The sequence below is a fragment of the Bradyrhizobium sp. Rc3b genome, assembly GCF_900114915.1.
GTDB lineage: Bacteria > Pseudomonadota > Alphaproteobacteria > Rhizobiales > Xanthobacteraceae > Bradyrhizobium.
Genome location: NZ_FOUS01000022.1, coordinates 25,303 through 51,264, shown reverse-complemented (window position 1 = coordinate 51,264; position 25,962 = coordinate 25,303). Strand labels below are relative to the sequence as shown.

Annotated in this window: 13 protein-coding genes; 2 read left to right on the top strand and 11 right to left on the bottom strand. The window is 57.6% G+C overall.

Annotated features, from left to right (window positions below):
- Window positions 1–4,110: 4,110 nt before the first annotated feature.
- From BM190_RS35745 to BM190_RS35700, 10 genes are all read right to left on the bottom strand, one after another.
- Window positions 4,111–6,351, bottom strand: a complete 2,241-nt coding sequence (locus tag BM190_RS35745) for a T3SS effector XopP-like protein (RefSeq protein ID WP_092262276.1) — start codon at window positions 6,349–6,351, stop codon at window positions 4,111–4,113.
- A 559-nt stretch (window positions 6,352–6,910) separates the two neighbouring features.
- On the bottom strand, window positions 6,911–7,264 hold the full coding sequence (locus BM190_RS35740) for a hypothetical protein (protein WP_092262207.1): 354 nt from the start codon (window positions 7,262–7,264) through the stop codon (window positions 6,911–6,913).
- Window positions 7,265–7,547: 283 nt separating this feature from the next.
- The gene (locus tag BM190_RS35735) at window positions 7,548–8,789 is read right to left on the bottom strand and encodes a cytochrome P450 (RefSeq protein WP_092262275.1); all 1,242 of its coding nucleotides are present in this window, start codon (window positions 8,787–8,789) and stop codon (window positions 7,548–7,550) included.
- A gap of 323 nt (window positions 8,790–9,112) precedes the next feature.
- On the bottom strand, window positions 9,113–9,994 hold the full coding sequence (locus BM190_RS35730) for a pantoate--beta-alanine ligase (protein WP_092262206.1): 882 nt from the start codon (window positions 9,992–9,994) through the stop codon (window positions 9,113–9,115).
- Between the two features lie 205 nt (window positions 9,995–10,199).
- On the bottom strand, window positions 10,200–11,681 hold the full coding sequence (locus tag BM190_RS35725) for a pentapeptide repeat-containing protein (RefSeq protein ID WP_092262205.1): 1,482 nt from the start codon (window positions 11,679–11,681) through the stop codon (window positions 10,200–10,202).
- 897 nt (window positions 11,682–12,578) lie between these two features.
- Entirely contained in the window at window positions 12,579–14,303 is a 1,725-nt protein-coding gene (locus tag BM190_RS35720) for a dipeptide ABC transporter ATP-binding protein (protein WP_092262204.1), read from the bottom strand.
- Window positions 14,304–15,167 carry an ABC transporter permease gene (locus BM190_RS35715; RefSeq protein ID WP_092262203.1) on the bottom strand — a complete coding sequence of 288 codons (864 nt, stop codon included), beginning with the start codon at window positions 15,165–15,167 and terminating at the stop codon, window positions 14,304–14,306.
- Window positions 15,164–16,120: an ABC transporter permease gene (locus BM190_RS35710; protein WP_244550845.1), complete on the bottom strand. Its 957-nt coding sequence runs from the start codon at window positions 16,118–16,120 to the stop codon at window positions 15,164–15,166. The genes BM190_RS35715 and BM190_RS35710 overlap by 4 nt, the downstream gene beginning before the upstream one ends.
- A gap of 4 nt (window positions 16,121–16,124) precedes the next feature.
- Window positions 16,125–17,813, bottom strand: coding sequence for an ABC transporter substrate-binding protein (locus tag BM190_RS35705; protein ID WP_244550844.1), 1,689 nt, complete (start codon window positions 17,811–17,813; stop codon window positions 16,125–16,127).
- 35 nt (window positions 17,814–17,848) lie between these two features.
- Window positions 17,849–19,189, bottom strand: a complete 1,341-nt coding sequence (locus BM190_RS35700) for an NtaA/DmoA family FMN-dependent monooxygenase (protein ID WP_092262201.1) — start codon at window positions 19,187–19,189, stop codon at window positions 17,849–17,851.
- Window positions 19,190–21,826: 2,637 nt separating this feature from the next.
- On the opposite strand from BM190_RS35700, the gene BM190_RS41390 reads away from it, so the two are divergent.
- The gene (locus BM190_RS41390) at window positions 21,827–22,021 is read left to right on the top strand and encodes a hypothetical protein (protein WP_244550843.1); all 195 of its coding nucleotides are present in this window, start codon (window positions 21,827–21,829) and stop codon (window positions 22,019–22,021) included.
- Between the two features lie 349 nt (window positions 22,022–22,370).
- Window positions 22,371–24,812, top strand: coding sequence for a hypothetical protein (locus BM190_RS35685; RefSeq protein ID WP_244550842.1), 2,442 nt, complete (start codon window positions 22,371–22,373; stop codon window positions 24,810–24,812).
- A 635-nt stretch (window positions 24,813–25,447) separates the two neighbouring features.
- Here BM190_RS35685 and BM190_RS35680 read toward each other — a convergent pair.
- Window positions 25,448–25,888 carry a VirK family protein gene (locus BM190_RS35680; protein ID WP_092262198.1) on the bottom strand — a complete coding sequence of 147 codons (441 nt, stop codon included), beginning with the start codon at window positions 25,886–25,888 and terminating at the stop codon, window positions 25,448–25,450.
- Window positions 25,889–25,962 lie beyond the last annotated feature (74 nt).

The window sequence follows — 25,962 nt, the reverse complement described above, 5'->3', positions numbered from 1 at the left end:
TTGTTTCAGCCGATCGGGCCTCGTCTCACCTGTGCTGGCACCTCCAGATTTTTCGGGGTGACATCAACGCGAGCGCTCGTCTCGTACTGGGAGGCTCGCGCAGACCTCATCGAGGACGACCGTAATAGCGCAGTTGTAGCGGCGTTCAACATTTGGAGCTTACAGTTCCGGCGGGCGAGGCAGTGTAGGTGCGCAGCAACTCCATAGCGATCGAGCAGAATTCCCTTGACCTAGCCTGCCCTCGCCCAATCCCAAGTGAAGTCAAGGCGTAATCCTCAACCCAGGCGATCGCTATCGAGGCAACCCAGAGCAGAGCGCCGCGATGATGGAAGAAGAAGCTGCCTCCTCTACATTTTTGTACGCGTACTTGTCCTCGCATTAAACATTCTTCAACCGAGATGCACTTCTGGATGGAGATTGACAGCTTATTTCACCGGCGGCAGACGGTTGAGGGGCTGACCGTCTGCAGGGACGAATTGCTCACCGAGTAATTGACGCCCTCGGAACGCAGCGGGGCGAAGAGATTCTGCGCGGGGATCAATCCAGCTCAAGGCACTCGGCAAGACTCGCTTCATCGGTTGCACACTCCCTTTCCCTCGCCTTACGGGCTGAGCGCGGTATTTCTTTCTCATCAGAGATCACCAGGCGGAATGCGAGCGCAGCGTCCTTGCTCCCCATCGTCAGACTTTGCTAACGACGCCAAGATGTCGATTTTGGCACTCGCCGCTAGGTCCGGTTGTCTGAACCTGTTGAGGGCCTCTATGGGCAACATCATCCGCCGATTAGTTTCAGCTTGTGATGTTAAGCGCGAGCACAAGTTCGATCTTCGCGGCGTGCCATCAGTGCCGACCGCAGCGCAGGTCGCCAGTGCTAGATGTCACAGCGGCCTTGTTCGCTGGGGGGGACGTGAGGCGATTGACGTTGGGCCACGCCTTTGTCCGCGTTCCAAGCGCGTAACCTGCGGCAGGCTCGGTGGCCCAGCCGGGGTGCGCTCAATGCGATGATTCTAAATTCCGCAGCGGGATCTCTCCTGGGCAACCGTGACGGCGGCGAGCCCCAACATCGCGTCACCGTTGAATCCGAAATGGAGACGATAAAGCCACCAGATTGCGCAGCACCGGTCGAGATCGTACATGGCTGTCGCGCGCCTTATTGCTACGACCATCCGCGCAATCGGCTTCATTCCTCGTATCATCCTGAAACCTCGACGTCTCTGGACCAGCGCTCTCCATCCAAGGACTTTTGGTGATGGCTCGCTATCCGTCGCGTGCACCTGCAATAGATGGGAAGCTGATATTAATGTTCGCCATGACGCTCGTTTCCGTGTTGCGAAGCTGGTTGCACGTCTATGTGCATGCGATCTACCGTGACCATAAGGTGGAGGTACTGCTTGCAAAACGCCCAGATCTGGTAGGGCCAGTTGACAGGACTCGCATCCGATAAATTCGCTCGCGCAATCCCACTGCTACGCAAAGCGACTGCGCCATTTGCGACGGTCGGTTGCGGCTACGCGACCTTTGCTGCCACCTCCTTAAGAGTACCTCCGCGTCCGCCAAGACCATGTAGGCTCGCACCCGCAAAGACTACGCCGCTTCCGAGTGCCCCGCACGGTCACCGGTTTCGCTGCCCAATTTGCGCGAAACAAATCATGATCTTCCTGTGTCCAGACGTACGCCTTTGGTGATTCTGGTGAATGCGCATTACCGATCGGATTCGGATCCATAAAGCTCTCCGTTCTCTTATGAGAACAAAGTCCTCTTGAAGACCTCCCGCCAGGGAGTGAGCTGAAGTTCGTCACGAATTCAGACATGGGCGTCTTCGTCATCAAGAGGCCAAGTTCGAATGTTAAGGAGGCTGGCTTTCAAGAAGCTGACAAAGCTCGAACAAGTGAGACAAACCGGCAGCCTCATCTGCCACGCCTGATGCGATCACCTCCGAGGCAGTTCCCATTCCGCCTGATCTCGCAGTCGGCGCGCAGGTCTGCGTCGTGCATTCCATTCACCTGGCGGTAACACTGATTAGGAGGTCCCGGCCGATGCGGACCGCGGCCAGACCCAGTCTTGCACCGACTTTGTTCATTTCGATCTCTGCTTGCGACCAGTCGTTTTGGCTTACACCTTGAGCCTATGCTCGGGCCGCTAGGCCATAGCCGCGCCAGCGCGAGAACACACGAGAGCGCGACCTGCTTGAGACTCCGGCAACCGCGGAGTGGACTTTTCACCTAATTAGATGAAGAACGAAATCGCTCAGACGCAAAGCTGCCGAGCCGATCATACTGCATTGCTGATGACCTATCCGGTTTGGATTGCAGAGAGCCGCGGTGCCTTCGCACTTCTGGGAGGTCTCGGCGCCCTCACCCTGATCGAACGATTCCGTATAGCGCCTTCTACGTGAGCATGGCCTAAGGTTTGCCCAGGAACATTCGTGGTCGCGCCTTCACGACGATTTACGCTTTTGCTATAGCGATTTTCGGAGGCACAGCTCAGCCGATCGTCACCCAGCTGATCCACCTCACCGGGAGCGCGCTCGTGCCGCCTGGTACATGCTTTTCGCTAGCCCGGCCGGGCTCTTTGCCATGCTCATGATGCCGGAGACGGCCCCACTCTGTTTTACACCTAATCATAAACGAGAACCTTCGTAACACCACGACGGCTACCCTAGGTATTGCGGGAACAATGGACATCCATGACGTCCGAAATCAATGCGAACCATCGAATCAAAGGGCGCTATGGGCGTGGCATGAAAAAGCAATAGATCCTGATAATTCGACCAGTTTTGAGGCGGTTGCTGATTTGCGGTAGTCACCGACTGGCTGGAAGTGAGCAATCGCTTCATCATCTTTGAGAGAACAAAATGGCGCCGCTAGCACCATATGCCAATGTAAATGGTATGAGGACGCGGCCGCTGTCGGAGCAAGCGGCCGCGCGAGGCTCGATCCTCGTTCTCTGCTTGACTTGTTATCGGTCCTCAGTGTCGCACGCACGAGGGATCGGTCAAACAAAAGAACAGGTCGCAGATACCATCCAACGGGTCGTCCGCGCACTGAGGATATGATGTATCGGCTACCTCAACCCTGCCGGCAACTGCTTGCGCGGCAACTTTTGCAGCGAAAGGAGGCACCGCCATCGTTGCAAGCGCGAGGGCGCTCGCCGTCACTAACACAGACTTTTTCATTCGAGAAATCGCTTCCCTAGGCTAGCCCCAACAGTCCCCGACGGTCTATATGACGACACTGTAAGTGGTAAAAATTGATTTTCTCGATCAGATCGATCTAGGGAATGGATAAGTCCGGACATCGCCGCACGGCTCAATGCTAGCCCGCTCGGAACCTGCAATCTGCTTCATGATCAAACGCTGGAGGAGCCTCGGAGTGGTCGATGCATGTCTGGGAGCTCTCGAGTACAGCGCTTTCTTGAATGCGGCTTGTATCCTCCGAGCAAGGCGACAGTCGGTTTGCATAGTCCCACACATGCGCTTCCCGAACGCGCCTGAGTCACACTTGGGCGCGCGATGTGCATCAGCGAGTGAGAAGACTGCGAAGATCGCTTACCATTGTCTTGTTCGCCTGGGCTGCAGAGACGCTCAAGGTAGAACCACGAGCCCCAGCATCTTTGGGGGCCAAGGAGGCTTGATGCTGGGATTCGTAGCCTGATGCAAAATTAGCAAACAGGCGACGTTGTCGTGCACCGCCCTGCATGATTCGTCGAAGCGGCCATGATGCTCAGCTCCCGTGCCACCGAACCATCGGCGATCCGTTGAAGCTCCGACGAGGGTTTGCGCGCCAGTTTGCCGCGGGCAAACAGGCGAAAGCACTGTTACATCCCGGCGGATCGCCGCCGGCATCAGGTACATGTTTTCCATCTGCAATACTCAGCGGCCTAACGTCTCGGATGGGTGCCGATGTTCGCCACAGCCCGGAATGGCGGCTTGATTCTGGGACAACCGACATCCCTCCTGACCGCCGACTGATACCCTGCCGCGAGGCGAGTTCTCTCCCAGGCTTCATCCTTTTGTAAGATGGGCTCGGCGCTGATCAAGCAATCCGCCGCGCCGGTCTGGAGGAACGAACGCTGCCACCGAACGGCTCACCGCCGCGCGGCAACCAGCTCACTAGATCCCCAGTCGAGCCATCTGCGCTGAAACGTGCTCCGGATCGGGAAGCGGCTGCCACGCCCGGCCAGCGGCGGTGCTTAACAAGGACCTACAGAACCCAGGAGTGAGCTTGCCGCGGTGGATCACGACATTCTCGTGACCCTCGGCGGCTCGAGCGTTCTGCCAATGCTGATTGTATCCGCGCTGTTCGTTGGACTTCACGTGGCAGGCGGCGAATTCGCGATCGCCCAGCGTGGCCAATTGCGAGGCATAAACCGGCTGCTCGGTATGGATGTGCAACCACATCGGCCTTGGCATCGCGCCGGTGCGTAGCGCCTTGGGCTGCAGCTTGATCTCGAATAGCTTACCTGGCTCTCCCTTCAACGCTTGCGCCGGACCCACTGAGTCCAGTTCCCCCGCCGCGTGCAACTGTTCGAGATACTTTTGCGATGGAAACGGGTACGTCTTCATGCAATCGCTCGTGATTGCTGCCTTCCGCGCTTTCAATGAGTTTGCCTGTCCCTGCACCTCAGACCACATCGCCTTGAGCCGGAGTATTTTGTCGTGTACTTCGGGCACTTGCGCGGGCGTGAGCAGGCCACGTCGGCGAGGCTCCTCCAGCGCGGCTACACAGGCCTCAATCTCGGCGGCCTGCGTCTGCAAGCGCCTAATGACGAGATCCAAGACATGGTCGGCGTCCTCGGGCTTCATCTGGCGCGCTTGCGAGACGGCACTTTGCTGAGCCGGCAGATCAAATTGCAGCAGCTCGTCCAGTCGCTCGAGTAATCCCGCCAGTGCTTTCCTGGAGGGCGGAGCCTGCCACATCTCGAGGTGCTGGGTAGCAGAGGTCGACGCACTCGCGCGTGCCTCCTCCGCGGTCGCGAGTTTTTTGGTACCGAGGTCCGAGAGCACGATAACCTTGCCGGTTCGGGCCGTGGCCGCATCGAGCCTGGCGACTTGCGGCTCGGGCGGTCGGGCCGTCGAACTCCCCTCGCCTGCGGCCGCTGCGCGCCTTCCTTTGCCCTTTCTGCGCGCTGCACTGCTTTCGGCTACCATGGCGGTATTTTCCGGCAGCGCAGCCCAAGCCGGCGGTTCAATCGTGGCTGCTAGCTTTGGCTGCACTGCCACCAACTGCATGACTTCGTTCGCGGTAACCCATGCACCTTCCACGATCTCGTCCAACAACTGCAACGGAAGGTCAGCTCCCGTTCCGACCGCCCTCAGCGTGGCAACCATGGAACTCACCCCTGAAGCGAATTCCGAAAGCCGCTCCATGACACCTTCCAGAACGGCGCGATGCTCCGCGTCGAGCGGTGCCCCGTTGCTGTTCAGAACGGCCTCGGCGGTCGAGACGAATGCTGGAAAAACATCTCCGATGAAGGTCCCGAGCAGACGCACCCGCCCGCTCTCGTCCATGAGGGCGTCGCGCACGTCTGGGTCGAGCGTGCTCGCTCGCGAGTCGATCAAGAGCTCCGCGAGAGCGATCCGCGATTGCAGATACATGCACTTCGTATTGAGAGCCCAGCCGGTGTGCAGTCTTAATGCGGCCTCTTCGGCCTTGCGCATCTCGGGCGTGCTGCTTGGCAAGTTGGCAGTAGCCGCACAGACAGACTGCATTCGCTCCGAGCGCAACACCTTCTTTCCCCACCATTCCATGCAGGCTGTATAGTGATTCGACACGCTTGCAAACGCGCCGGCCACCTGGGAGGGCGTACCGGTGCCTCTGATCCTCGGGAGCCAGCCTGTTGCTTCCTTTCTTTTCTTCTCCAGTTCGTAAATAATCCGGGTGGCCACTGCGTTACATTCATCGGCCGCGTCCAGCGTGTCATCGCGGAGCCGGCGAGCCCGATCGTCCGGCAGAATGCGACGCGCCAAATTGGCAGGCAGATCCGCGTAGTACTCCAGAACTGTTGAGCCTGCTTTGACGACTTGATCGATCAGCTCTTGCGCCTCTTGCAAGTTCTGGGCGTGCGTGGCAGCTCGACGGCTAGCTTCAAGCTCCTCAAGCAGGCTGCCCATTTTTCGCGTTGCTGCCTTGATCTCACCCCGCGATGGCGCCGCCACATCCGAAGTTGAGTTGCCAAGCGCCCCGGTTCTGTCTTGAGGCCCAGAGCGCATCCGCTCTATGACGGCATCGAACGATTGACTGCGTCCTCCCGGCAAGAGGCGGGGCTCCACGCTCGAACCGCTTACGTCTTCGGTGTTGCCGGCTCCTGCGGCTCCAACTTCCGGTGCGCCGGCGCGGCCAATGCCTCTCATGCTTCGTCTCCGATAAAAGTCGCGAATGTGCAGCCCGTCTGGATAGACTGCCTGCCTGACGACTAGCTGACCAAAAGCGTTCTTGCGGCTGCACAAGAAAGCCGACTTCACCTGAAGTTTCCAGTTCCATCGGAGCTCCAATGTTGCTGAAGAGAGCGACTGCGGGTAACTGCGTCGGTGTAAGCAGCCGCGACGTCACCGCGCCTGAGGTGCCCTGGCCTCGACGCCATCCGGTACGAGTCTTGCCCCTCTGCCGGTGGCTGCGTCCACACCGACCGACTCAAGTCGTCCCCGAAACATTAGTGGGTAGCCAGGAGAACAGTCGGGGCCTAATCGGCGAATTATGGTCAAGCAGACTTATAGATTGGCAGACCTACGCTCGCCACAGGGGACTTTGACATAAGAGCTTAACAACCTAGCGGCGCACACCGGTGACGAGATGCTGAAGGACGATCAGCATCGATATTTTTCCTCTTCCCAACTGCTGAATCGACCTTCCGCAGATCCTCAGGCTGCATATCGCAAAGTGCGGCGGCCATCCGCGCCGGTGAGATCACCTTCATAGAAATATGGCAGCGAGCACACCAAGCGTACCGAGAACCAGCCCAATGAGCGAACCAGCGGTCGGCACGTCTCTAAAGAGCAGAACCGTGAGTATCGGCTCCACGACCAGGATAGCTCCCACCGATATCGCGACAATGATCCAAATATTCTTGAGATGCATGTAGCCCAGCGCGTATCCGAAAACGAGGAGGATGCCACCCAAGCATGCCAGGAGAAACATCGGCCAAAGCATCGCCAGATCGCTACCGGCCTTTCCGAATTGCCTTGAGGCAATTAACTCGGCGAATATCGAAAGAACTTCTCCAAGGAAAAGCGCTGCCACAGCTACAATTTTCAACATCAAGGTCATTGGCCTCTCTGGTTTCGGCTATTCGAGGTGGCCCGGAGACCTGCATCGGAACAGCCGTTGAGGCTCTACTTTCGGCATGCCAAGCGCTTGCGAGTCGAGACGCGCGCCCCACCTATCGCTTCTCGCAGGTCCTTCCAAGCGTCTGCCCGGCCGGTAATTGCTTCCGACATGCAGCATTGTTTCCCGTCGATCACCTCAGCTGCGCTGCTTGCAGAAACCAAAGATGGTTCAGGACAAACCCGCTCTGCCGCCCTGCCGTTAGCGTGAGCAGAGCAATTTGGGCCTAGGCTGAAATCCGCACTGGGAGAGTGGAATAGCCGTGCACGAAGTTAGACGCAATCCGCTCGGGTTCGCCGACAACCTCGAACCACAATTCCGCAGATAAAATCTCTTCCCAGAGAACTCTCAACTGCAGTTCCGCAAGATGTCGACCAAGACAGCGATGGATGCCGAATCCAAACGAGAGATGCTGCCTCACATTCTTGCGATCGATCACGAAATTGTTGGCGTTCTCAATGATCTCTTCGTCCCTGTTACCGGAGATATACCACATGACCACCTTGTCGCCTTTCCTGATCTGTTTTCCGCCTACGATGCTGTCGATCGCGGCGGTACGGCGCATATGCGCGATTGGCGTCTGGTACCGAATGATCTCGGACACGGCGCTTGAGATCAGCTTGGGATTGTCAATTAGCTTTCTCAGCTCGGAGGGGTACTGACTCATGAACAGGATGCCGCCGGTAATTGAGTTGCGCGTGGTGTCGTTTCCCCCAACGATCAGCAGAATCAGATTTCCGAGAAACTCGCTCGGCTCCATCTGCCGTGTGGCAGGTGAGTGCGCCATCAGGGAAATCAGGTCGAGGCGCGGCTCGGCTTTGATGCGCTCATTCCAAAGCCGGGTGAAATAGTCCAGGCACTCGGACAAGATGGTGCTTCGCTTGTCCCAGCTGTCGATTGCATGGCCTGCTTTCGGAGCTGTAACCGCGATGTCCGACCAATAGGTCAGCAGTCGCCGATCCTCAAATGGAAAGTCGAACAGAGTGGCGAGCATTTGCGTCGTCAACTCTATGGAGACCATGTCCACCCAGTTGAAGGCCTCATTGCGCGGCAAGCCCGCGAGAATCCCCCTCACTCGAGAGCGGATCAAGGTTTCGAGCTTCGTCAAGCTTTCCGGTCCGACGATCGGGCTCATGGTATTGCGCTGCTCGGCGTGCTTGGGAGGCCCCATCTTGATGAAGCTCGGGGTCCAGTGCTCGCCAGGCACGTCGACGATAGTGACACCTTCTTCTGACGAGAACGCTTTGTGGTTTGTGTCTACGGCTACGATGTCGCGGTATTTCGTTACGGACCAATATGGACCATGAGCGCTGTCTTGACAGTAGTGAACGGGATCTTCCTTTCGCAACCGCTCAAAGCAGGCCCATATGCTGTCGTCTTGAAAGCGCTTGCCCTCGCTTACATCCAGCTTGCTCAGCGGGATAACACACGAATCCCCAGCCCTATAATCTTCCGATCGCCGTGTCATGATCATCTCTGCAGATTCTGCTCTCGAGAGTTTCGCATTTATCGCTTCGAGCTGCCGCAGCGCTTGGCTTCGACGGGCCGCTCGACCAGGCTACCTCACAGTGTCGTTAGCCTCGCCCTACCATGTCGGGCAGTAAGGATCGCATTGACTTTCCCAGTCGATCTCCCCAATGGATCAGTGTGAGTTCTCATGGCTGGTTAGAGACGGCTACCGCTGGAGGCAACATCAAGCCGACTACAGCTTCACAAGGTGAGCCTCGCCTTTGGCGGGATACCGCCGGAGTGGATAAGCTTTCTCAAGGTCATGGATCAATAATCGTCTGGCTAAGACTGTTCAGGCAGATGGATCCAGATATCCGAAGGACCCTTCACGAGAGTTTCCTGATCTGGAACGTAGATATTATCGAAGATCCTGAGACCATGAGCCGTTGCCGCTGCGAAAATTATGAAAGGGAGCCTGACTTGCTCCAGGTCTTCGAAGTTGTCAGCGCCAACGATTCGAACAAAATCGAGCTTAAAATGTCGAAACTTGATCTGAGATGTAGCCGACGCGACCAGATCCTTGACGTTGGATGCCCCTTGGGCGATCTCTTTCCTCGAATGGTTGAGTGCCGTGAAAAGGCACGACAGCTCATCAAGCTCGGAACGGCTAAATCGCCTCAAACGCGACGAAATCGGCACTCCGTTCATGTATCTCACGGTCGGCACAAACCTTATCTCGCAATCCAGAAGCAGGTCCGCGACGGCGCGCTTCACCAGGATCGCCTGACCGATATCTTTCAGGCCGAAGTAGCTGCGAGTTGGCCGTGCATAGCAAATCCACCGGACTGCCCCGGTAACGGCTTCTTGCAAATACGCATCACGCCCCCCTAAGCGCAAATGACAGTCGCCTTGTGATACAAAGGTTCGATAGCCAGGCGGGAACATTTCGCTGTCGTTGGAGGAAATCACGGCAGTCGCTCCCGAACGCAATGCAAGTCCAATATCCTCGTCCAAATTGAAATGGTAGCTCCCACCTGGTCTAAGCTGGATCTTGTTCGGGTAGACTGTGACGATCGCGACGTCATTCTCCGATGCCGGCCTTCTGATCAGTTCTGCATGCCCAAGATGCAGGGCGCCGAGAGTATGTACCGTCCCGATAGTCTGCCCTGTTCTCGCCACCTCCCGGATGAACGCTTTACCTGCGGAAAGACATGCCAGATGCATTTTCCTACTCCAGTCTATTTGAATGCCAAAAGAGCGATCCGATCGATCGGATCGCGCAGAAGGTCTGCCCTGCCTCTCGTATCGGGCAGCAATGCCAACGAGCCCCATAGCGCTTTAGCGCTCGCTCACAGCTCGGACGACCACCCGGACCTGTCCTAAGCTCACCTACACGGCACTCCCTTCTATTTTGCAGTCTCCCAAGCCGTCAGGTGGACCCTTCTCGACCCCGTCTGATCAACGATGAGAATTCAGTTAGATAGCTTGATGGCTCGCGTGGCTGGTCCTCCTTCAGAGCGGCCTGTAGGCCCGGACATCGGTCTGCAAAGAACGGTGGCTCGAATGTGGTTATCTTGGCGCCCGAAAAGTCCACCTTTACGAAGCTGCCCTGGAACGGCGACATCCCACCCAGGTTCGCCTCGCGCAAGGACGATTGCTTCATGCGAACGTACGCGGCCCGCGTTGCCTCCAGATTAGTTTTCGTCATTCCTGCGGCGAGATATGCCTGAACGAGATTCGATCCTTCGAGATTTGCCTCATCCAGTGCCATTGATTGCGGGGGATCACCGGTGATCATCGACCTGTAGAGATAGGCATTGGATAGGTCTGCGCGTTCGAGATCGCAGTCGCGCACAAAGGCACAGCGGCCACGAAAGCCCGATAATTTGGCGGCTCGCATTGTGCTCTCTGTTATCGAAATGCATTCGCCTGAGGCCAGAGACAGGTCCGCTCCGTCGAGCTGGCAGGAATGAATGGATGCACCGTTGAGCGCGGCACCGACGAGGTTTGCGTTGGACAAGCTTACGGACAAAATCCGCGCCTCGGTCAGGTCTACCTGCTCAAGGTCCGCATTTGGAAGATTTGACAAGTGAATATCGGCAAATGGTGCGCTCATGCCTCTCGCTGCAATGCGGCCGCTTACCTTTGAGAGTCTCAGATACGGAAGATGAGCGCCTTCCAAGACAAGACCATCGACCGAGGTGGGACGCACAATCGATAAACAGTCCCCCTTTGACTGGAAGAACGAGCAAGACGCCAGGTGTGCTTTGGTGATCGTGAGTTGGCTCAGCTTGGCAAAGCGGAAGGAAGCGGAAGGAAGGAAACATTCATTGATGGTCGAACCCTGTAGCTCCGCGCCATCGAATACAGCATCACTCGCGTCGCATTGGTAAGCGAGAAGCCCGCTGAGCATGGCGTTATCAAAGCGTGTCCTTTTCATGCTGCAACCGTGAAACAGGCTGCCTGTTGCATCAATGACATTGCGTAGACTAGCATCATCGAAATTGCAGACCTGCGCTGCAATCGCATGCATATACGCAAAATCGAGCTTAGCCCCGAGGAAACTTGCCCTTTCTAGCCCCGGACAGATAAGATTCGCCCCAGAAAGATCTGCCCGATCCAACTTTGCTCCGTAGAGCTGCGCACGATTGAGGGTACAGCGTCGCAACGGGAAATCTGACAGGTCGTGACCGTTAAAGTTCTCGGTGGATAGTTGCAACCCGATCCCGGTCCTTCTGATCGCCTCTTCGGTTCGCCTCCCGACAGCGGCCACCGCGCGCAGCCGATCGGCAGCTCGGCTCCAGTACCGAACAAAGTCGCCATCTGATGAAAGATTGTGTTTCGGATCTGAGCAATGCTCTGCCCCTTCATTCGCGCTGCACTCGCTATCAGCGCCGATCGGTTGCGACATGACGACGATTCCGTATTGCCCGGATAAGGGGGGCCTGTTATTGACCGCTTTTTGCTCCGCCTTGGAGGTACACTATGCGACCTGTGGCGAACTCGTCGGCGAAAGGGCGACACGATGGCTCGATGAGTCGCCTATTGTGTCGGCGACTTCCGCAGCCGGCACCCTTGAGCACGTCAGCCGAATTGTAGTCATGCGCCCCCACTGCCGCTCGCCGAGATTGTTCACCGAGCCCGGCAACGCTGACAACGCAACGGTCCTTTGACATTGCCGATATGCCCAGAAGTTGCGGTTTGTCTCGTCGGCTCGTATAGGCAAATCCAAATCGCTCTCCATCAAACCGAATGCGAAAACTTCAAGGTCTTGCTTCTTTTCAGAATGGACCGACGGCTTCCGGGCGAAAACGTGATCGTTCAGAGGGCCGAAGTCAGCCACTACTCGGCGTTACCTCATTTCCGATAGCAATGACTGTGCCAGACGCATCAGTCGCAATTAAGGGCTGAATAGGCGTCATGAAATCGATATTGACGCCGAATGTTTTGAACCTGACAAACACGCTCTCGTTGTCAGGGACGGCACCATGATCGCGAAGCCATGGTGAAAACGAAGATTGCGCGCTCGTTCGCAGCAGCACCAGAGCGCCCGTCCTGGCGGGTACGCAATCGATGACTTGCAATCCGACCTTTGCGGGTCGCCTACCTCACTGTTAGCGAGTGTTCGAACTCGGCTAGGCCTGCTCCGCGCGCCGACCGGTCCATCTAGTGGGAACCCGTGCCACAGACTGTCCTGGTCGAGCGATGAACGAGCGTGCAATCATGACCAATTCGGTGGGCAAAGGCGAATGACCCGCGATCAGAGATACACAATTTTATGATAAAGTATCGGATTCGAAGGCGGCCTTCATGCGATGCCTTCTTCGAGGATCGTAGCTGAATGACCTACCTGTGGGTCGCGCACAAGACGCGGCATGGCGGCGATAAGGCTCTTGGTATATTCAGACTGTGGATTGCGAAATATCTCGTCAGTGGCGCCAGCGTCGACGATTCTCCCCCGGCGCATAACTATGACGCGATCACTGATGTGACGAACAACACTGAGATCATGCGAGATGAAGAGATAACTTACGCCGAGGTGGTCCTTCAGATAGCAGAGCAGGTCCAAGACCTGGGCCTGGATCGAGACGTCGAGCGCCGAAACCGGTTCATCGCAGACGATTACGGCAGGATTTGGTGCGATCGCGCGGGCGATCGCAACGCGCTGACGCTGACCGCCCGAGAGCTCGAGCGGTCGTCGGTCCAGCAAGGCCTGGGATAGTCCGACCATGTCGAGCAGCTCGATAACGCGCTCCTGCCGCTTTTGCGGTGGCTCAACGTCGCTCGAAAGGCTGTCGGATATGATGCGTTCGACCGTCCAGCGTGGATCAAATGAGCTAAGAGGATCCTGGTAAATGATCGATAGCGACCGCCGCCGAGCCCGCCGTTCGCGTTCGGCAAGCGTGGTCCAAGGCCGGCCTGCAAACTGAACCGCTCCCTCGTCAGGCTCCTCAAGCGCCAGGACCATGCGCGCCATCGTTGACTTTCCTGATCCGGACTCACCCACGATGCCTAAAGTCTCGCCGGATCGCAGTTCGAAGGACACGCCGTCCACAGCTGCCCGTAAAGTGCCATCGGGGCCCTTGAAGCGCTTCACCAGACTTGTCGCTTCGAGCAGGATGGGACGAGATTTCGGCGGCGATTGCACCGCTGGCTGCGTTTGTCGGGCAGGCGAACGCATAATAGTCGATGGTGAGAGGCGTGAGCCCCGCGGCCGGCCTGATGGCACGGCGTCCAGCAGCTGCTTAGTATAGGGGTGCCCCGGATCTCTGAATATTTGGACGGCGCTACCGCGTTCGACGACCTCGCCTCCTCGCATTACGAGGATCTCATCCGCTACGCGGGAGACCACTGCAAGATCGTGACTGATCAGGATCAGACCCTTGCCCCTCGTTTTGGTCTTCTCAAGGAGTGACAGCACATGAGCTTGCGCCGTCAGATCGAGAGCGGTCGTTGGCTCGTCGGCGATCAGGATGCGCGGACCGAGCGCAAGTGCCGAAGCGATAAGAGCCCGCTGACGCTGGCCGCCGGATAATTGATGCGGCAGCTGCTCAGCCTTGGTCTCGGGGTCAGGGACGCCGACAAGCTCAAGGAGAGCAATGACGCGTTGCGCGAGCTCCTCCCGTGATGATACCGCGCGGTGGAGGAGCAAGCCTTCACCAATCTCTTTGCCGATCCGGCGAAGCGGGTCAAGCGAGACGAGTGCATCCTGTAATACAAAGCCAATCTCGTTGCCGCGGATGCGCCGCCAGGCACGATCGCTAAGACCCATCAGGTCCGTCCCGTCCAGGCTTAGCTGGCGTGCATGAACATTGGCATAGCGGCCAGCGAGGCCCATGAGAGCCCGCGCAGTCACGCTCTTGCCCGATCCGGATTCACCGACGATCGCAAGACACTGTCCCGGTCGGAGGGAGAAGGATATACTGCGCACGACCGTTTTCTCGTCGATGGCGCGACCGAAGGAAACACGCAGCGAATCGACCGTGAGAAGGTCTCGCTGCTGCGGGACAGGCTGTTGGCGCCCCTGCGACATTCACGTTTTTCCTTCCAGACGGTCCTGTAGATGGCGCCCGACAATGGTGAGGCTGAGGGCAAACGCCGTAACTGCCAAACCGGGTATGATCTCCAGCCACCAGGCGTAGATTACATAATTGCGCCCGGCATTGAGCAGCGCGCCCCATTCGGGCGCCGGGGGAGCGACGCCAAGGCCTAGAAAAGCAAGACCGGAGGCCCATATAATCGCCTGACCTACGCCGATCGTCATCATTGCCGTCAGCGGGTTCATGGCGTTGGGAAGAATATGCCTCCAGACAATACGGGGAAATGGATGGCCCAGCACCTTAGCGGCCTCCACATACCCTGTCCCCTTGATGGCAAGCATCTGGCCTCTGATCATGCGCGCATAGCCTGGCGCTGTGCCGATTCCGATAGCTATGACCTCAGTCAATACCGACGGCCCAAAAACGGTCACGAACACAAGGGCGAGCAGGAGCGTGGGAATTGCGAAGAGCACGTCGACAATCCGGCTCAGGATGCTATCGCATACGCCACCAGAAAGTGCGGCCGCGACGCCGAAAACGACCGCAATGGACATGCTCAGCGCCGTCGCGCCAAGTCCGATGGCCAGGGATTGGCCTGTCCCCTCGACTACTCGAGAGTAAAGATCCCGGCCCAATTGATCAGTTCCGAACCAATGGCCTATCGACGGAGACTGCAATGACGATCTCAAATCAATAGCGAGCGGATCGTGCGTTTGCAGCACCTTTGGCGCCATAGCCGCGAGGGCAAAGAGGCCAATGATGATGAGACAGACGGCAACTCGGAAGGGAACACGGCGGACGATTGCCAGGACTTCTTTGAGCGGCCGCGACACGGTGGCTTCGGCGAACATGCTCATGTCAACTTGATCCTCGGATCGACCACCCGGTAAGTCAGATCGACAATCAAACTGACAAGTACGAACAGGCCCGCAGAGATCAAAACAGCTCCCGAGACAATCGGAACGTCTCGCGAGGACGTTGCAGCAACAAGGACTCCACCTAGACCTTGACGGGCGAAAACCACCTCGATCAAAATCGCGCCCGAAAGAAGTTTGCCGAGCGCCCAACCTGATAAAGTAATGCCCGGCAATGCGGCGTGGCGTAGGACATGGCGAAGCCTGACGCCGAAATCACTCATCCCTCGGGCGCGCGCGGACGTAACGAACGGCTGCTCGAGCACGCGCGTGAACTCGTTCTGAACGACTTGTCCGAAAAAGCCCGATAGTTCAAGAGCCAACGCAAGTGTCGGCAGAATGAGCCCGATCGGAGAACTTCCACCGATGACCGGAAGAATGCGAAGCTTTAGCGCAAAAACAACCAGCAGAATTGTAGCCAGCCAATAAGGCGGCGCAGTTGCAAAGAAGACCTGCGTGTCATTGAGCAACTTCGCCCATATGTTGTCTCTGCCAGCGATGAACAAGGTCGTCAGGATTGCGATAATCCATGCGAACAGCAGCGCGGTGACCGACAGAACAATGGTAGGACCGATCTGTTCTGCGATGATCCCTGCGACAGGCCGATGCTGCTGGTAGGACTCGCCAAGGTCTCCATGCACGATTCCCAATATGTATTTTCCGTATTGAACCGCGATTGGTTGATCAAAGCCGTATTTCGCATTAATCGCCGCAAGTTCTGCTGAGGACGCCGGCCCGACGTTGCCACTCGTCACATTGATGATGATCTGGGCGCGATCGCCGGGCAGCACACACTGAATTAGGAACGTAAACGTTGCGGCAGCCCACACCACGACCACGCCGGACACTATCCGGCGCGCGAACCAAACAATGGGATGATGGGCTTCCATCTTCATAGCGTCATTTCTTGTCGTCAAAAAAAGCATCATAGAAGACAGGTTCGCCAACTGACCCGCGGTCCAGCCAAACGTCTTTCAGGTTCGGCTTGGTCGCCAAAGTTACGTCCAGCAACGTGAGGCCAATCACCGGAGCCTCATCCACGATCTTCCGTTCGGCCTGCTGGTAGAGGTCCGTACGTTCGGCCCCATTGAAATTTTGCTCCGCGTTTTGAATCACCTCCCAAAGCATCGGATCCTGTAAGCGCGATGGATTGAAGCGATTAGGCTCGCCATTCTGGTCGGGTTTCCACGAGATCCGGAATATCTCAGCGCCGGGGGCAACCCAATAGAGGAGAACGACCTCATAATCATCGGGTCCGAGGTTTTTTCCGGCGAAGAAATCAGCCGGATTGGTGGGTTGAAGACGTACGTCAAAGCCGGCCTCCCTTGCCTGCTGCTGGATAACTTGCAAGGCTTGCTCGCCATCCGGCTTCAGAAAAGCGTTCGAATAGGAAATGCGGACGATGAGCGGACTGCCGTTCTTGACACGAACGCCGCTACGATTACGCTCAGTCCAACCCGCCTGATCAAGCAGCTGATTGGCCTTCCGAACATCGTGTCCATAGGAATGGCCGAGCTCACGCAGGTATTCCGGCGAGCTCTGGCTTAGCGCCCCGTTGCCCTCAAACGGCAAAGAGCCAAGGAAGGATGTGTCGACCGCGGCCCTTCGGTCAGTAGAATAGGCGAAGGCCTTGCGGACAAGCACGTCGTCAAATGGGGGCCGGGCCGTATACAAGGCCAAGCGCAGGGGGGTGCCGCCGGTAAGGTGTCGCAATACTGAAAAGCGGGAGTTGGCGTCCTTCCATGCGACAGCCGGGATATCGTATATGGCATCGGTCTCCCCGGTGATCAGCGAGCCGTATCGGACAGTCTGATCTGGCAGAAACTTCCAGGTGATCCCGTCAACGTAAGCCGGCCCTTGATGTTTTGCGGTGGCCGGGGCCGAATTGTAGTCGGGGTTGCGGCGGAAGTTGACTTCTCGCCCATGGCGCCACTTGTCGACAATGAATGGGCCGGAACCGACAGGGTTCTCGCAATTGACCGCAAGTCCACGTTTGAGTGCTGATGGCGAGAGAATGCCTTGTGAGGATTGGGCGAACACGGTCAGCAAGGGCTGGAACGGCACCTTCAATTTTATCCGCAACCTCAGAGGAGCGATTGCACTTGCCGATTCGAAGCTATCGCTAAGGTAAGGAGCGGCAGTCGGATTACGGAGATCGGGGTCATTGCTGAGCCACCCATTGATATTATCAGCGATGGCCTGAGCATCGAGCGCAGTCCCGTCGGTGAACTTTACATTCGGTTTTATCTCGAATGTGTATACCTTTTTGTCGTCGGAGATCGTCCAAGACTCGGCGAGCCATGGCACAATGTTGCCGCCCTCGCTGCGCGCAACCAGATTATCGCTGTACTGACGTTGCAGATACCATTGCTGCACCCAGCCCCCGAACAGGCAAGCAGGCTCTTGAAAATGCCCGTAACGAATAACGCCTCCTCGCTTTACGCTGCCGGCTAACCCTTCTTGAGCATGAATGCTTGACGATAGTTGCGACAGGCCCAAGAGCAAGAGAAAGGCCGCCTCCACGGTTCTTGCTGGATAGTTCGACTTTCCAGTGAAGCGCCTCGTTGACCGGGCATTCGACAAATGCATATCCAGGCTCCAAATCATTTGATTTTGAGGAAGCGTCATAGCGGTGAGCTAGCTGCGGCTCGTGCCGGCTCGAAAGGATTGGGAAGCCCGAAATGCTCTCGCAGTGTCTGTCCCCGATATTCTTTGCGAAACAGCCCGCGCTTCTGCAGGATGGGCACCACATTGTCGACAAACGCTGGAGTGCCATCTGTCAGCACGTCCGGAATGATGTTGAAACCATCAACCGCGCCAGCGCGGAACCATGCCTCAATCGAGTCCGCGATCTGCTCGGGTGCACCCACGAGCAATCGGTGGCCAAACGCTTGAACGCTGCTGATGATCTCGCGAACCGTCCGACCTTGACGCGCCAGAGTCTCAATCGTGCGATGGTGACCGACAGAAAACGGAACATCATCTGCAGTAGGCAAAATCTCCTCCGGGATTGGCCTTTCGAGGCTGAGCTTCTCGGCCGCCACGCCCATGCTCCGTGCAAGAGCGGCGATGGTGCGCTCCAGATCGAGCAGTCCGTCAAGGTTTTCCTTGCGACGAGCCGCTTCTTCCTCGGTGCCCCCTATGCAGGTGACAAGGCCTGGCAGGATGAGCGGGGCCGCAGGGCGGCCGAATTGCCGAGAGAGTTCGCGCAGGCGCTCTGCCTCCTGCAGAACCGTTGACAAGTCCCCGGCTGCCGCAAACACGACATCTGCACTGCGGGCGCCAAGCCGTAGTCCGGGATCCGAACCACCCGCCTGAACGATAACTGGGTGCCCTTGGGGCGAGGCGGGATGCGTAAGTGGGCCTCGGATGCCGAAACTATTGGTAGCGGGATCGAGCAGGCGGAACTGGCTCTGATCTGCGTAAACACCCGCAGCCTGATCGGCGATGACCATCTCGCCGCTCCAGCTCAGCCAGAGAGCTCGGACCGTTTCAACGAAGTCCTCGGCGCGTCTGTAGCGATCCGCTCGCCCGACTTCTCGGCCCCCAAAGTTTGCTACCGTCGCCGGGCTCGACGTCGTGACCGCGTTCCACGCAACGCGGCCACCGCTGATGACATCTAGCGACTGGAAACGCCGGGCGAGATTGTAAGGTTCGTTATAGGTTGTCGATGCTGTCGCGATCAAGCCAATCCGCTGCGTCTCGCGTGCAATGACGGCGAGAACTAGCGTCGGTTCGAGCCCATTAAGCGGCGGCTGGTGCGTAATGTCGGAACTTATCGCGGGGGTATCGGCGAGGAACACAGCATCCAGCCGACCATGCTCCGCAATCTTTGCAGCGCGGACGTAGTGCTCGATGTCGAAAAATGCGCTTGGATTTGTGCCCGGCCAGCGCCACGCGGCGGAATGACCACCGGCACCATGAAGATTCAAGCCAAGATGAAGCATGGAGTTACCCGAAGACATCACAGCCCCTCTTGCGGCGGCCTCTGAGCTGCTTGGCAGGCCGTGTGGACAAGTTCATCTCGGCGGCCAGCCTGCGCTTTCGCGCAAGCTCACCCTGCATGTGCTCCGGGCAGCCAATTTGAGGGATAGACAACAAACAGTCGGCTGATGTGAGAAGAATGTCACCAAAGAAGCGTTTGCTAGGTCTTGCGATCTTCTCCGAGCGGGCGCGCCCGAGAAGAGCTTCGACCACGCAGGTCGCCGATTGACGCCGACGTAACAGCTTGTTTCCAGCGGTTGGTTGCTTCCACACGAGTACACTCACATCGGCTCTCCAGAATTCATCAAAAGCCAGCTCCTTTTCAGGAAGATGTTTTGAATGGCATTCGCGATCGAAACATTTGGACTCCCGGCCGGCCGAGCGATGATCAAGCTAGAACGATCTGTAGAGGTCGAGACCATGCAAACGCAATAGTTGAGTATTTCAATCTACTATCGTCCCATGGCATCCTCTTCTATTGCGATGCCCATCCTTCCATCGCTTAACCCAAATGGTCTCTGATCAGGCTCACCGAACACGCGCTGCCTGATTGCAGCGGCTTGAATTGGCAGCGCCGGCTCGAAGTGAACGACATGAATTGATGCGTTCGAGAACACACGACAGATTTGGCGCGACATTGTTGATCAACCGCTTGCTGCCCCGTTGCAAAGCGACAAGATCAATAAGGCCGCGCCAAGCCAACACTCTAATAATGCGATGAAACATTCCAGATTCTCGATGCCTCGTTCAACCCGAGAGCGCCAAAAGCCGCTTCCTTCGGGCATCGCAGCGGCCAATTGGCCGTTTTGGATCGACCCAAGAAGACTGATGATACTCAAATTTTCATGCATCGGGTGCGGCACCACTTATTCAGTGGTTCAGGAGCAGGCCTCCGCCGCTTTGAATAGCTCATGCCTTTAGCTGCACGCGTTGCGGAGCCCGTCCATCACTGTTCTGGCATCTATCCCTACTTTGACTGGAAACGCGTCGGGCCCGGAGGATGGGAAGGCGGGGCCGATACGACCGACTGCGCAGATCGCTCTAGCTCCTTTTGTTCGGCTGCGCCGGCAGGCCACACCACTGGGCCTTTCGCCGTGATATGTTTGTTAGGCGCGCCAACCTTGTGGTGCAAGTGTGGCGCATTGGCTGCGAGCTTCAATTCCCCGTTCTGTCTTTCCGAGCTGAGGCGCCCGTGCGCCGGTTCGTCGTCCCCGCGGCTTTCATGCAAGCCGAATCGTTCGTTCCTTCAAGCCTGGTCAGCAATCCAACGTTTCGAGGCCGCAGCCCCCTTGATATTGTGAGTTTAGGCTATTCCGCGCGTGTTGCGGATGCCTGGATCGAAGTAGCATCGCGCGGGTGTTGTTGGCAGCCAGCGTCCGGCGGGTCCACACGAATCGCGCCCTTCAGCAATCCCAACAGAGCACAATGAGCTCCACGCCACGCCGGCGCGGTCACGAGTCCCGATGGCCGCGACCAGATCGGCTGTTCGGACCAGAGCTAGCGTCAGCCGATGCAAGCTGGCCTCGGCAGACTTCCTCACGCAGCTCAAGCTCACAGATGCCTGCGCTTCCGCCGGGCTGCTCCTCCCGGACCTTTCACACCGCGCTGCCGTGGAGCTGCACAGGGACGATGGCCCCATCTCGCCGACTCAGCTCTGCGATGAACAATAGGCTCGCCAGCACAGTCGCAAGGGCACCGAATTTTCTTCAAACAATGCGTCTGGTGAGCTGTTCGACAGCTAAGCCCTCTAACATAACAACATCTCTATCCGGACGGGCGGCCAACTTGATGGCTCAAAATCTGGAAGAGAAGAAGGAGCTGGATCCGGGTCAGTCCCCCGTATGCCCTCAACATACCGACCCGTTCGAGAGCCAGATCCGATCCAGTTTATAGACATTTGCGCGCGCCTCAGTTGCTGATCCTTATCCGATCAACTTTGTCCGAATGATATCGACAGAGAAGCTACCAAGGAGAAGGGAATGGACCCAATTGACAACGTTAACCCATGCGCGGCACGGATGAATTACGTCGAGCCGCAACAGGCAGAGACAGCGCAAGCAGACTTTGAGCAGCGGCTTAGAGAACCACAGCCAATCCTCCAAACATCAGCTTCACCCGGGCTGGATCGCTCCGGACTGCAACAGATGGCAATAAGAGAGCGCAGGCTATCCAGGAGAACGAACGGTGCGCAGCTGCATCCTTTGTGAGAACGCGTGCTCAGCTTGCGCGAAATTGCGGAACTCAGAAGAGAACTCGAACTCGCTGCGCAAAGATCAGCACAATGGTCAGCGCGCCTCGGCCGTCAGCCGACGGCCTCGATAGTGGCCGCCTCTGCGACGACGTGGTGGCATCTTCATATGCGTAGCTGCAGCGCTTTCAAAACCACGCCAGCCATTGCAAGCCACATGGGTTGGACCGTCAAAGCGCGTTGGCTCATTTGCGTTCCATGGCGGCTTCGCGTTACGACGCCGCCCCCTGGAATATCCGGAGAGGCCAACGACTTGATCTGGGTCGCGCAGCGGCAGAGCACATGAGGGGCGATACCAGTTCTTCGCCTTTTGTATCACTGTCCGAGGGAGCCTCACAATTGCTCCTTTCGCCGGACGACGACAACGAGTATGGCCAAAGCAATCGCGGAAAACGCGAATGAGCTGCACAGCTACACGGTGCCGAGGGTCACCACTTGGACGGCCAAAGAGATCGCCAGTATTCTTGAGGACGGGACTGAGAATGATGAACCCAATCTGGCATGGGTGAACGACACCCCAACTGAGGAGCGCGAGGTACTTGTTTCTGGGCGGGAATCTAGCTGACTATCGGACCGCTAGCGCATCAAATCCATACAGAAAGTCAGGGACAAAAGGCTGAGGGTAGAGGCTCCGCATTTTTCTTTTCCGATGCTCGGACGAATCGAACGCAGCGTTCGCCCCATCTGTAACACTCCGGTCCGACTTGCCAGCGGGGGCTGGCCGCGTACTGCACTTGGACAATCAGAGTTTCAGACGAAAGCTGTACCCTCTTTAAATTCGCCGCGCTTGTCATCAGGTTGGCAAAGGACTTGCCCGCCATCATTCATTCTATCTTTCCGCCCGGCCACGTCAGGTTATGGAAAGCTAACGTGAGTAGCGAAAGAACGAGGAAGCGATGCCAGTGGACTGCACCATGGACCGATACAACACGATCAACCCAGCAGATAAAGATTCCGCTGCGTCAGATACCACGGTGGAGCAGCCGCAACAACCGCAGGCGGTGTTTGAGCAACACTTGGGAGAGGTGCGACAGCTCGGCCCGATATATTCCCATAGCGATCTTTATGACATCACTGAAGAAGACGATCGCCTCATCCAAGCAGCGTCTGGTGCTGCCCTTGACCGAGGGCCACCGCCGAATGCGACCACCATCGAGATTTACGACCGTCGGCTTCGCAAATTGGCTGAGGCGCTGAAGCAGTCTGGTCAGTCGATTGCTGAGCTCGATGACGATACGTTGCTCGACCGCTCCAAGAAGCTACTGCCAAAAGACAAGGTCATCGCCCCTGCCTTGTCAATGGTTAGTAGGTACCGCGAGCCCAGCGACACCGCTCCGGCCCCCACAACACATTATCGTCCCTCCAAGGAAGACGCGAGCCTCATCAGAAAGGCCAGCGAGGCGGGCTTTGGTCGAGCACTCGATGCAAAAACCGCCGGAAATTATGCTAGCAGTCTTCGGAAGCTAGCGGCAGCACTGCGACCTTTGTCCATTGCTAAGCTCACTCACAAAGCGCTGCTCGGCCATGCCCACGCTTTGTTTCCGAAGGACAAGAAACTCACCTATGCGTTGAACAGGCTGAGTGACTACCGCCGGATCGCTGGGCAGGACAATTCGGCGGCTGACGGAGGCAACTCGCGCCCGCCAATACAGCCGACCGCCGATTTGCCCGTGCAGCTTTTCTATCATGAGCAGCCTTTGGGGAACGCAGCGGACAAAGGCGGCTCATTGCCGGCCGACCCTTTCAAAGCTACGCAGGTTTGGGAGGGAACGGGTTTAACGCTTCATTCTCCCGCGCAACGTGTCGCCCAAGATGTGCTTTTCGACGCTGTGCGCCGAAGCGAAGTGCCTCCACGTGCCAGCTTCGATGCGCCGGTACTTTGGCGGGGAATGCGTGCCGCCGCCCCCTCGCCCGTGCAGAGTTTTGCTCAGGAAGCGCTTTTCGATGCCGCGGATCGCGAGAGCCTGCTGCCAGCGACATCCCTCGATGCACCGGTGCTATGGCCAACCACGAGTTCAGTCACCCACTCGCCCGTGCAAAGTGTCGCCCAGGAAGAGCTTTTCGATGCGGCGCATCGCGAGCGCCTGCTGCCAGCCGCGCCCTTCAATGCACCGGTGCTTTGGCCAACAATCAGTTCGGTCGCCCACCCGCCTGTGCAAAGTGTCGTCCATGAAGGGGTTTTCGATGCCGCGCATCGCGAGCGCGTGCCAGCGACATCCTTCGATGCACCGGTGCTTTGGCCAACCACGAGTTCAGTGACCCACTCGCCCCTGCAAAGTGTCGCCCAGGAAGAGCTTTTCGATGCCGCGAATGGAGATGGGTCTGCGCCTACTGTCGATCTGGATGCATCCAAGTTATGGACGGCAATGGGGTCGCCCCCCCAAAGCGTCCGCCGAGCGGATCCTTTCGATGTCGTGATCTGGCAGCCCAGCTCACGGTCGCAGAATCCCGCCTCTCAAGAAGACTTTGGAAGGATGATGCATCAAGATGGTGCGCCCCCGGCAACACATGATATGGTGCCCGCCGCGGCCGGCGAGAGCTTTGATGCCTCTTTGGCCGTTCCCGAGGATTTCTCCCATGGCACCCAGGCCGCGCCGGATATGATGCGCTCCAGGCTCAGCCGCTGGGGTCTGTTGCCGGATGCAGCACAGCGGGTAAAGACCTACGACATTCGCGGTGAACGCTATACAGCCGTGCTAGGACCGCGTGGGCGCGATGATGTTCAGCTCATCCATCTGCGGTCTCCTGCGATCGGCGATACGTTTGATGTTTCGTTTGCCGTGTCCAAGGATTTTTCGCATGGCACCCAGTCGGCCCCTGAAATATTGATTTCCACGTTGGGCAAGTGGGACTTCCTGCCTAATGGAGAACATCCGGTCATGAACTATGAGATTGCCGGCGATCGCTACACGGCCGTGTTGGGACCGAGAGGATCCAACGACGTTCAACTCATTCATCACCCAAGGCTCGCTTTGCCGGGTGAAGCCGCGCTTGTAACGTCGACGGCTCCCCCGCATGCCCACCTTGCACCTGGGTTTAATCCGCTCTCCTCGTTCGAATTGCGAAAGGACCCTCCTTTGGCGGTGGCGCCAAACATTCCACTGCCGTCTGCCGCACCGCGATCGGGCCATCAGCCGTTCCCGCAAGTGCCTGAACTCGGAGAGTTGCTCGGCGACGACTGGAGGCACGGCCCCCAAGAGGCTTCGCCTGTCGTGATCGACATGCTCCAAAACCTGGGTCTTCTGCCGAGTCAGGAGGTCCCAATGACCCGTTTTCTGATCCACAGTCAGCCCTACACGGCCGAAAGCCTACCCGGTGGCCGCGTTCTTCTCTTCCATCGGCCGCAATTTAGCTGAACGAGGTGCTCGTCGCCACCTCGGGCAGCTGCTCAAGCTCCCGAAACCACGTCGGATCGTTTGCTTTCAGAGAAATTAGAATTGCGTCCGAAAGACACTTTAAGCGGCGAGCAAACCCCACAGCGGCGAGGCCCAGCATGATCTAAAGCGGGATGGTTCAATCACGTTGTGGCCGCATTCGGCAGCACGGAAGTTCCGGTGAAAGGACCCCAAAAGACGCGGGATGCAAGATACGAGCGCATCGTGGGATGGAAGGGTCGCGCGTCATCATCGCGGGCGCCGCTTGATCGGGTTGGAAACAATGCCCTCACAAGGACCGCGGACACCGTGCGGACGTACCTTGGCGAGCCAATCTGCAACGCTCAACTGAGAGGCCTTGGCTCCAACCCATACACCAAAGCCTGAACCGCCGATCTTCCAATCACTGAGATCGAATCGAGATCGACGGCCCTCATAAGTTATCTTGATCGAACTGCAGCAAGTTCGTGCAACTCGATGCCTGCCCGACGAAAAGACGGCCAGAAATACCCTGGCCGTCCCTACGATCGAAACGATCCGCGTCATGGCTTGCGAAGATGTCCACACGGTTAAAGGATGAAGTCCTCGAAGCGCATCCCGCTGCCCTGTCCTCTTCGTTACCAGATGAACTTTGCACCATCCGGCAGTTCGCAGATGAATTCGCCCTGGTTCACGAGTTCGGTGGTCCCGACGACAAGCTTCGAGGCTCGCACCGTCAGCTTGCCTTCGCGGCTGAGGCTATGGCGGATGTACTCGGTCACGGCATGTCCGGAGCCGTCGACCGTTTGGTGCGCATTGGCGAAGCTGATGCCGTTCTGGACGGTCACCCTGAAGGCATTGATGACCAGACCGGCCTGCGTCGCCGACGCAGGCTTGCCAGCCTCCGCGGTGGTACAGCGGCTCATGTCCAGTATGAGCTTCACATTCTTCCCGGCCTGCAGGGCATTGAGCACCTCGGTGTATTTCGGCGAGGGCTCATCGGCTCTCGCCAGCGGGCTCCCGCTCGCGGCCGAAAGCAAGGACAACAGGATCGTCAGTCCTATGCCAGTAAACTTCATATGCTCTTCTCCCTCGATAAGTACCACAGATCTCGTTTTTCAAGACGTCGTGCTCGCAAACCGTTTGGCTGATT

Bases quoted from the DNA above. Each gene is read 5' to 3' on its own strand.
- BM190_RS41390 (WP_244550843.1), top strand. From the start codon at position 21,827: ATGGCCAAAGCAATCGCGGAAAACGCGAATGAGCTGCACAGCTACACG.
- BM190_RS35715 (WP_092262203.1), bottom strand. From the start codon at position 15,167: ATGAGCATGTTCGCCGAAGCCACCGTGTCGCGGCCGCTCAAAGAAGTC.
- BM190_RS35685 (WP_244550842.1), top strand. From the start codon at position 22,371: ATGGACCGATACAACACGATCAACCCAGCAGATAAAGATTCCGCTGCG.
- BM190_RS35680 (WP_092262198.1), bottom strand. From the start codon at position 25,888: ATGAAGTTTACTGGCATAGGACTGACGATCCTGTTGTCCTTGCTTTCG.
- BM190_RS35745 (WP_092262276.1), bottom strand. From the start codon at position 6,351: ATGAGAGGCATTGGCCGCGCCGGCGCACCGGAAGTTGGAGCCGCAGGA.
- BM190_RS35720 (WP_092262204.1), bottom strand. From the start codon at position 14,303: ATGTCGCAGGGGCGCCAACAGCCTGTCCCGCAGCAGCGAGACCTTCTC.
- BM190_RS35740 (WP_092262207.1), bottom strand. From the start codon at position 7,264: ATGACCTTGATGTTGAAAATTGTAGCTGTGGCAGCGCTTTTCCTTGGA.
- BM190_RS35730 (WP_092262206.1), bottom strand. From the start codon at position 9,994: ATGCATCTGGCATGTCTTTCCGCAGGTAAAGCGTTCATCCGGGAGGTG.
- BM190_RS35725 (WP_092262205.1), bottom strand. From the start codon at position 11,681: ATGTCGCAACCGATCGGCGCTGATAGCGAGTGCAGCGCGAATGAAGGG.
- BM190_RS35700 (WP_092262201.1), bottom strand. From the start codon at position 19,189: ATGTCTTCGGGTAACTCCATGCTTCATCTTGGCTTGAATCTTCATGGT.
- BM190_RS35710 (WP_244550845.1), bottom strand. From the start codon at position 16,120: ATGAAGATGGAAGCCCATCATCCCATTGTTTGGTTCGCGCGCCGGATA.
- BM190_RS35735 (WP_092262275.1), bottom strand. From the start codon at position 8,789: ATGACACGGCGATCGGAAGATTATAGGGCTGGGGATTCGTGTGTTATC.
- BM190_RS35705 (WP_244550844.1), bottom strand. From the start codon at position 17,813: ATGCATTTGTCGAATGCCCGGTCAACGAGGCGCTTCACTGGAAAGTCG.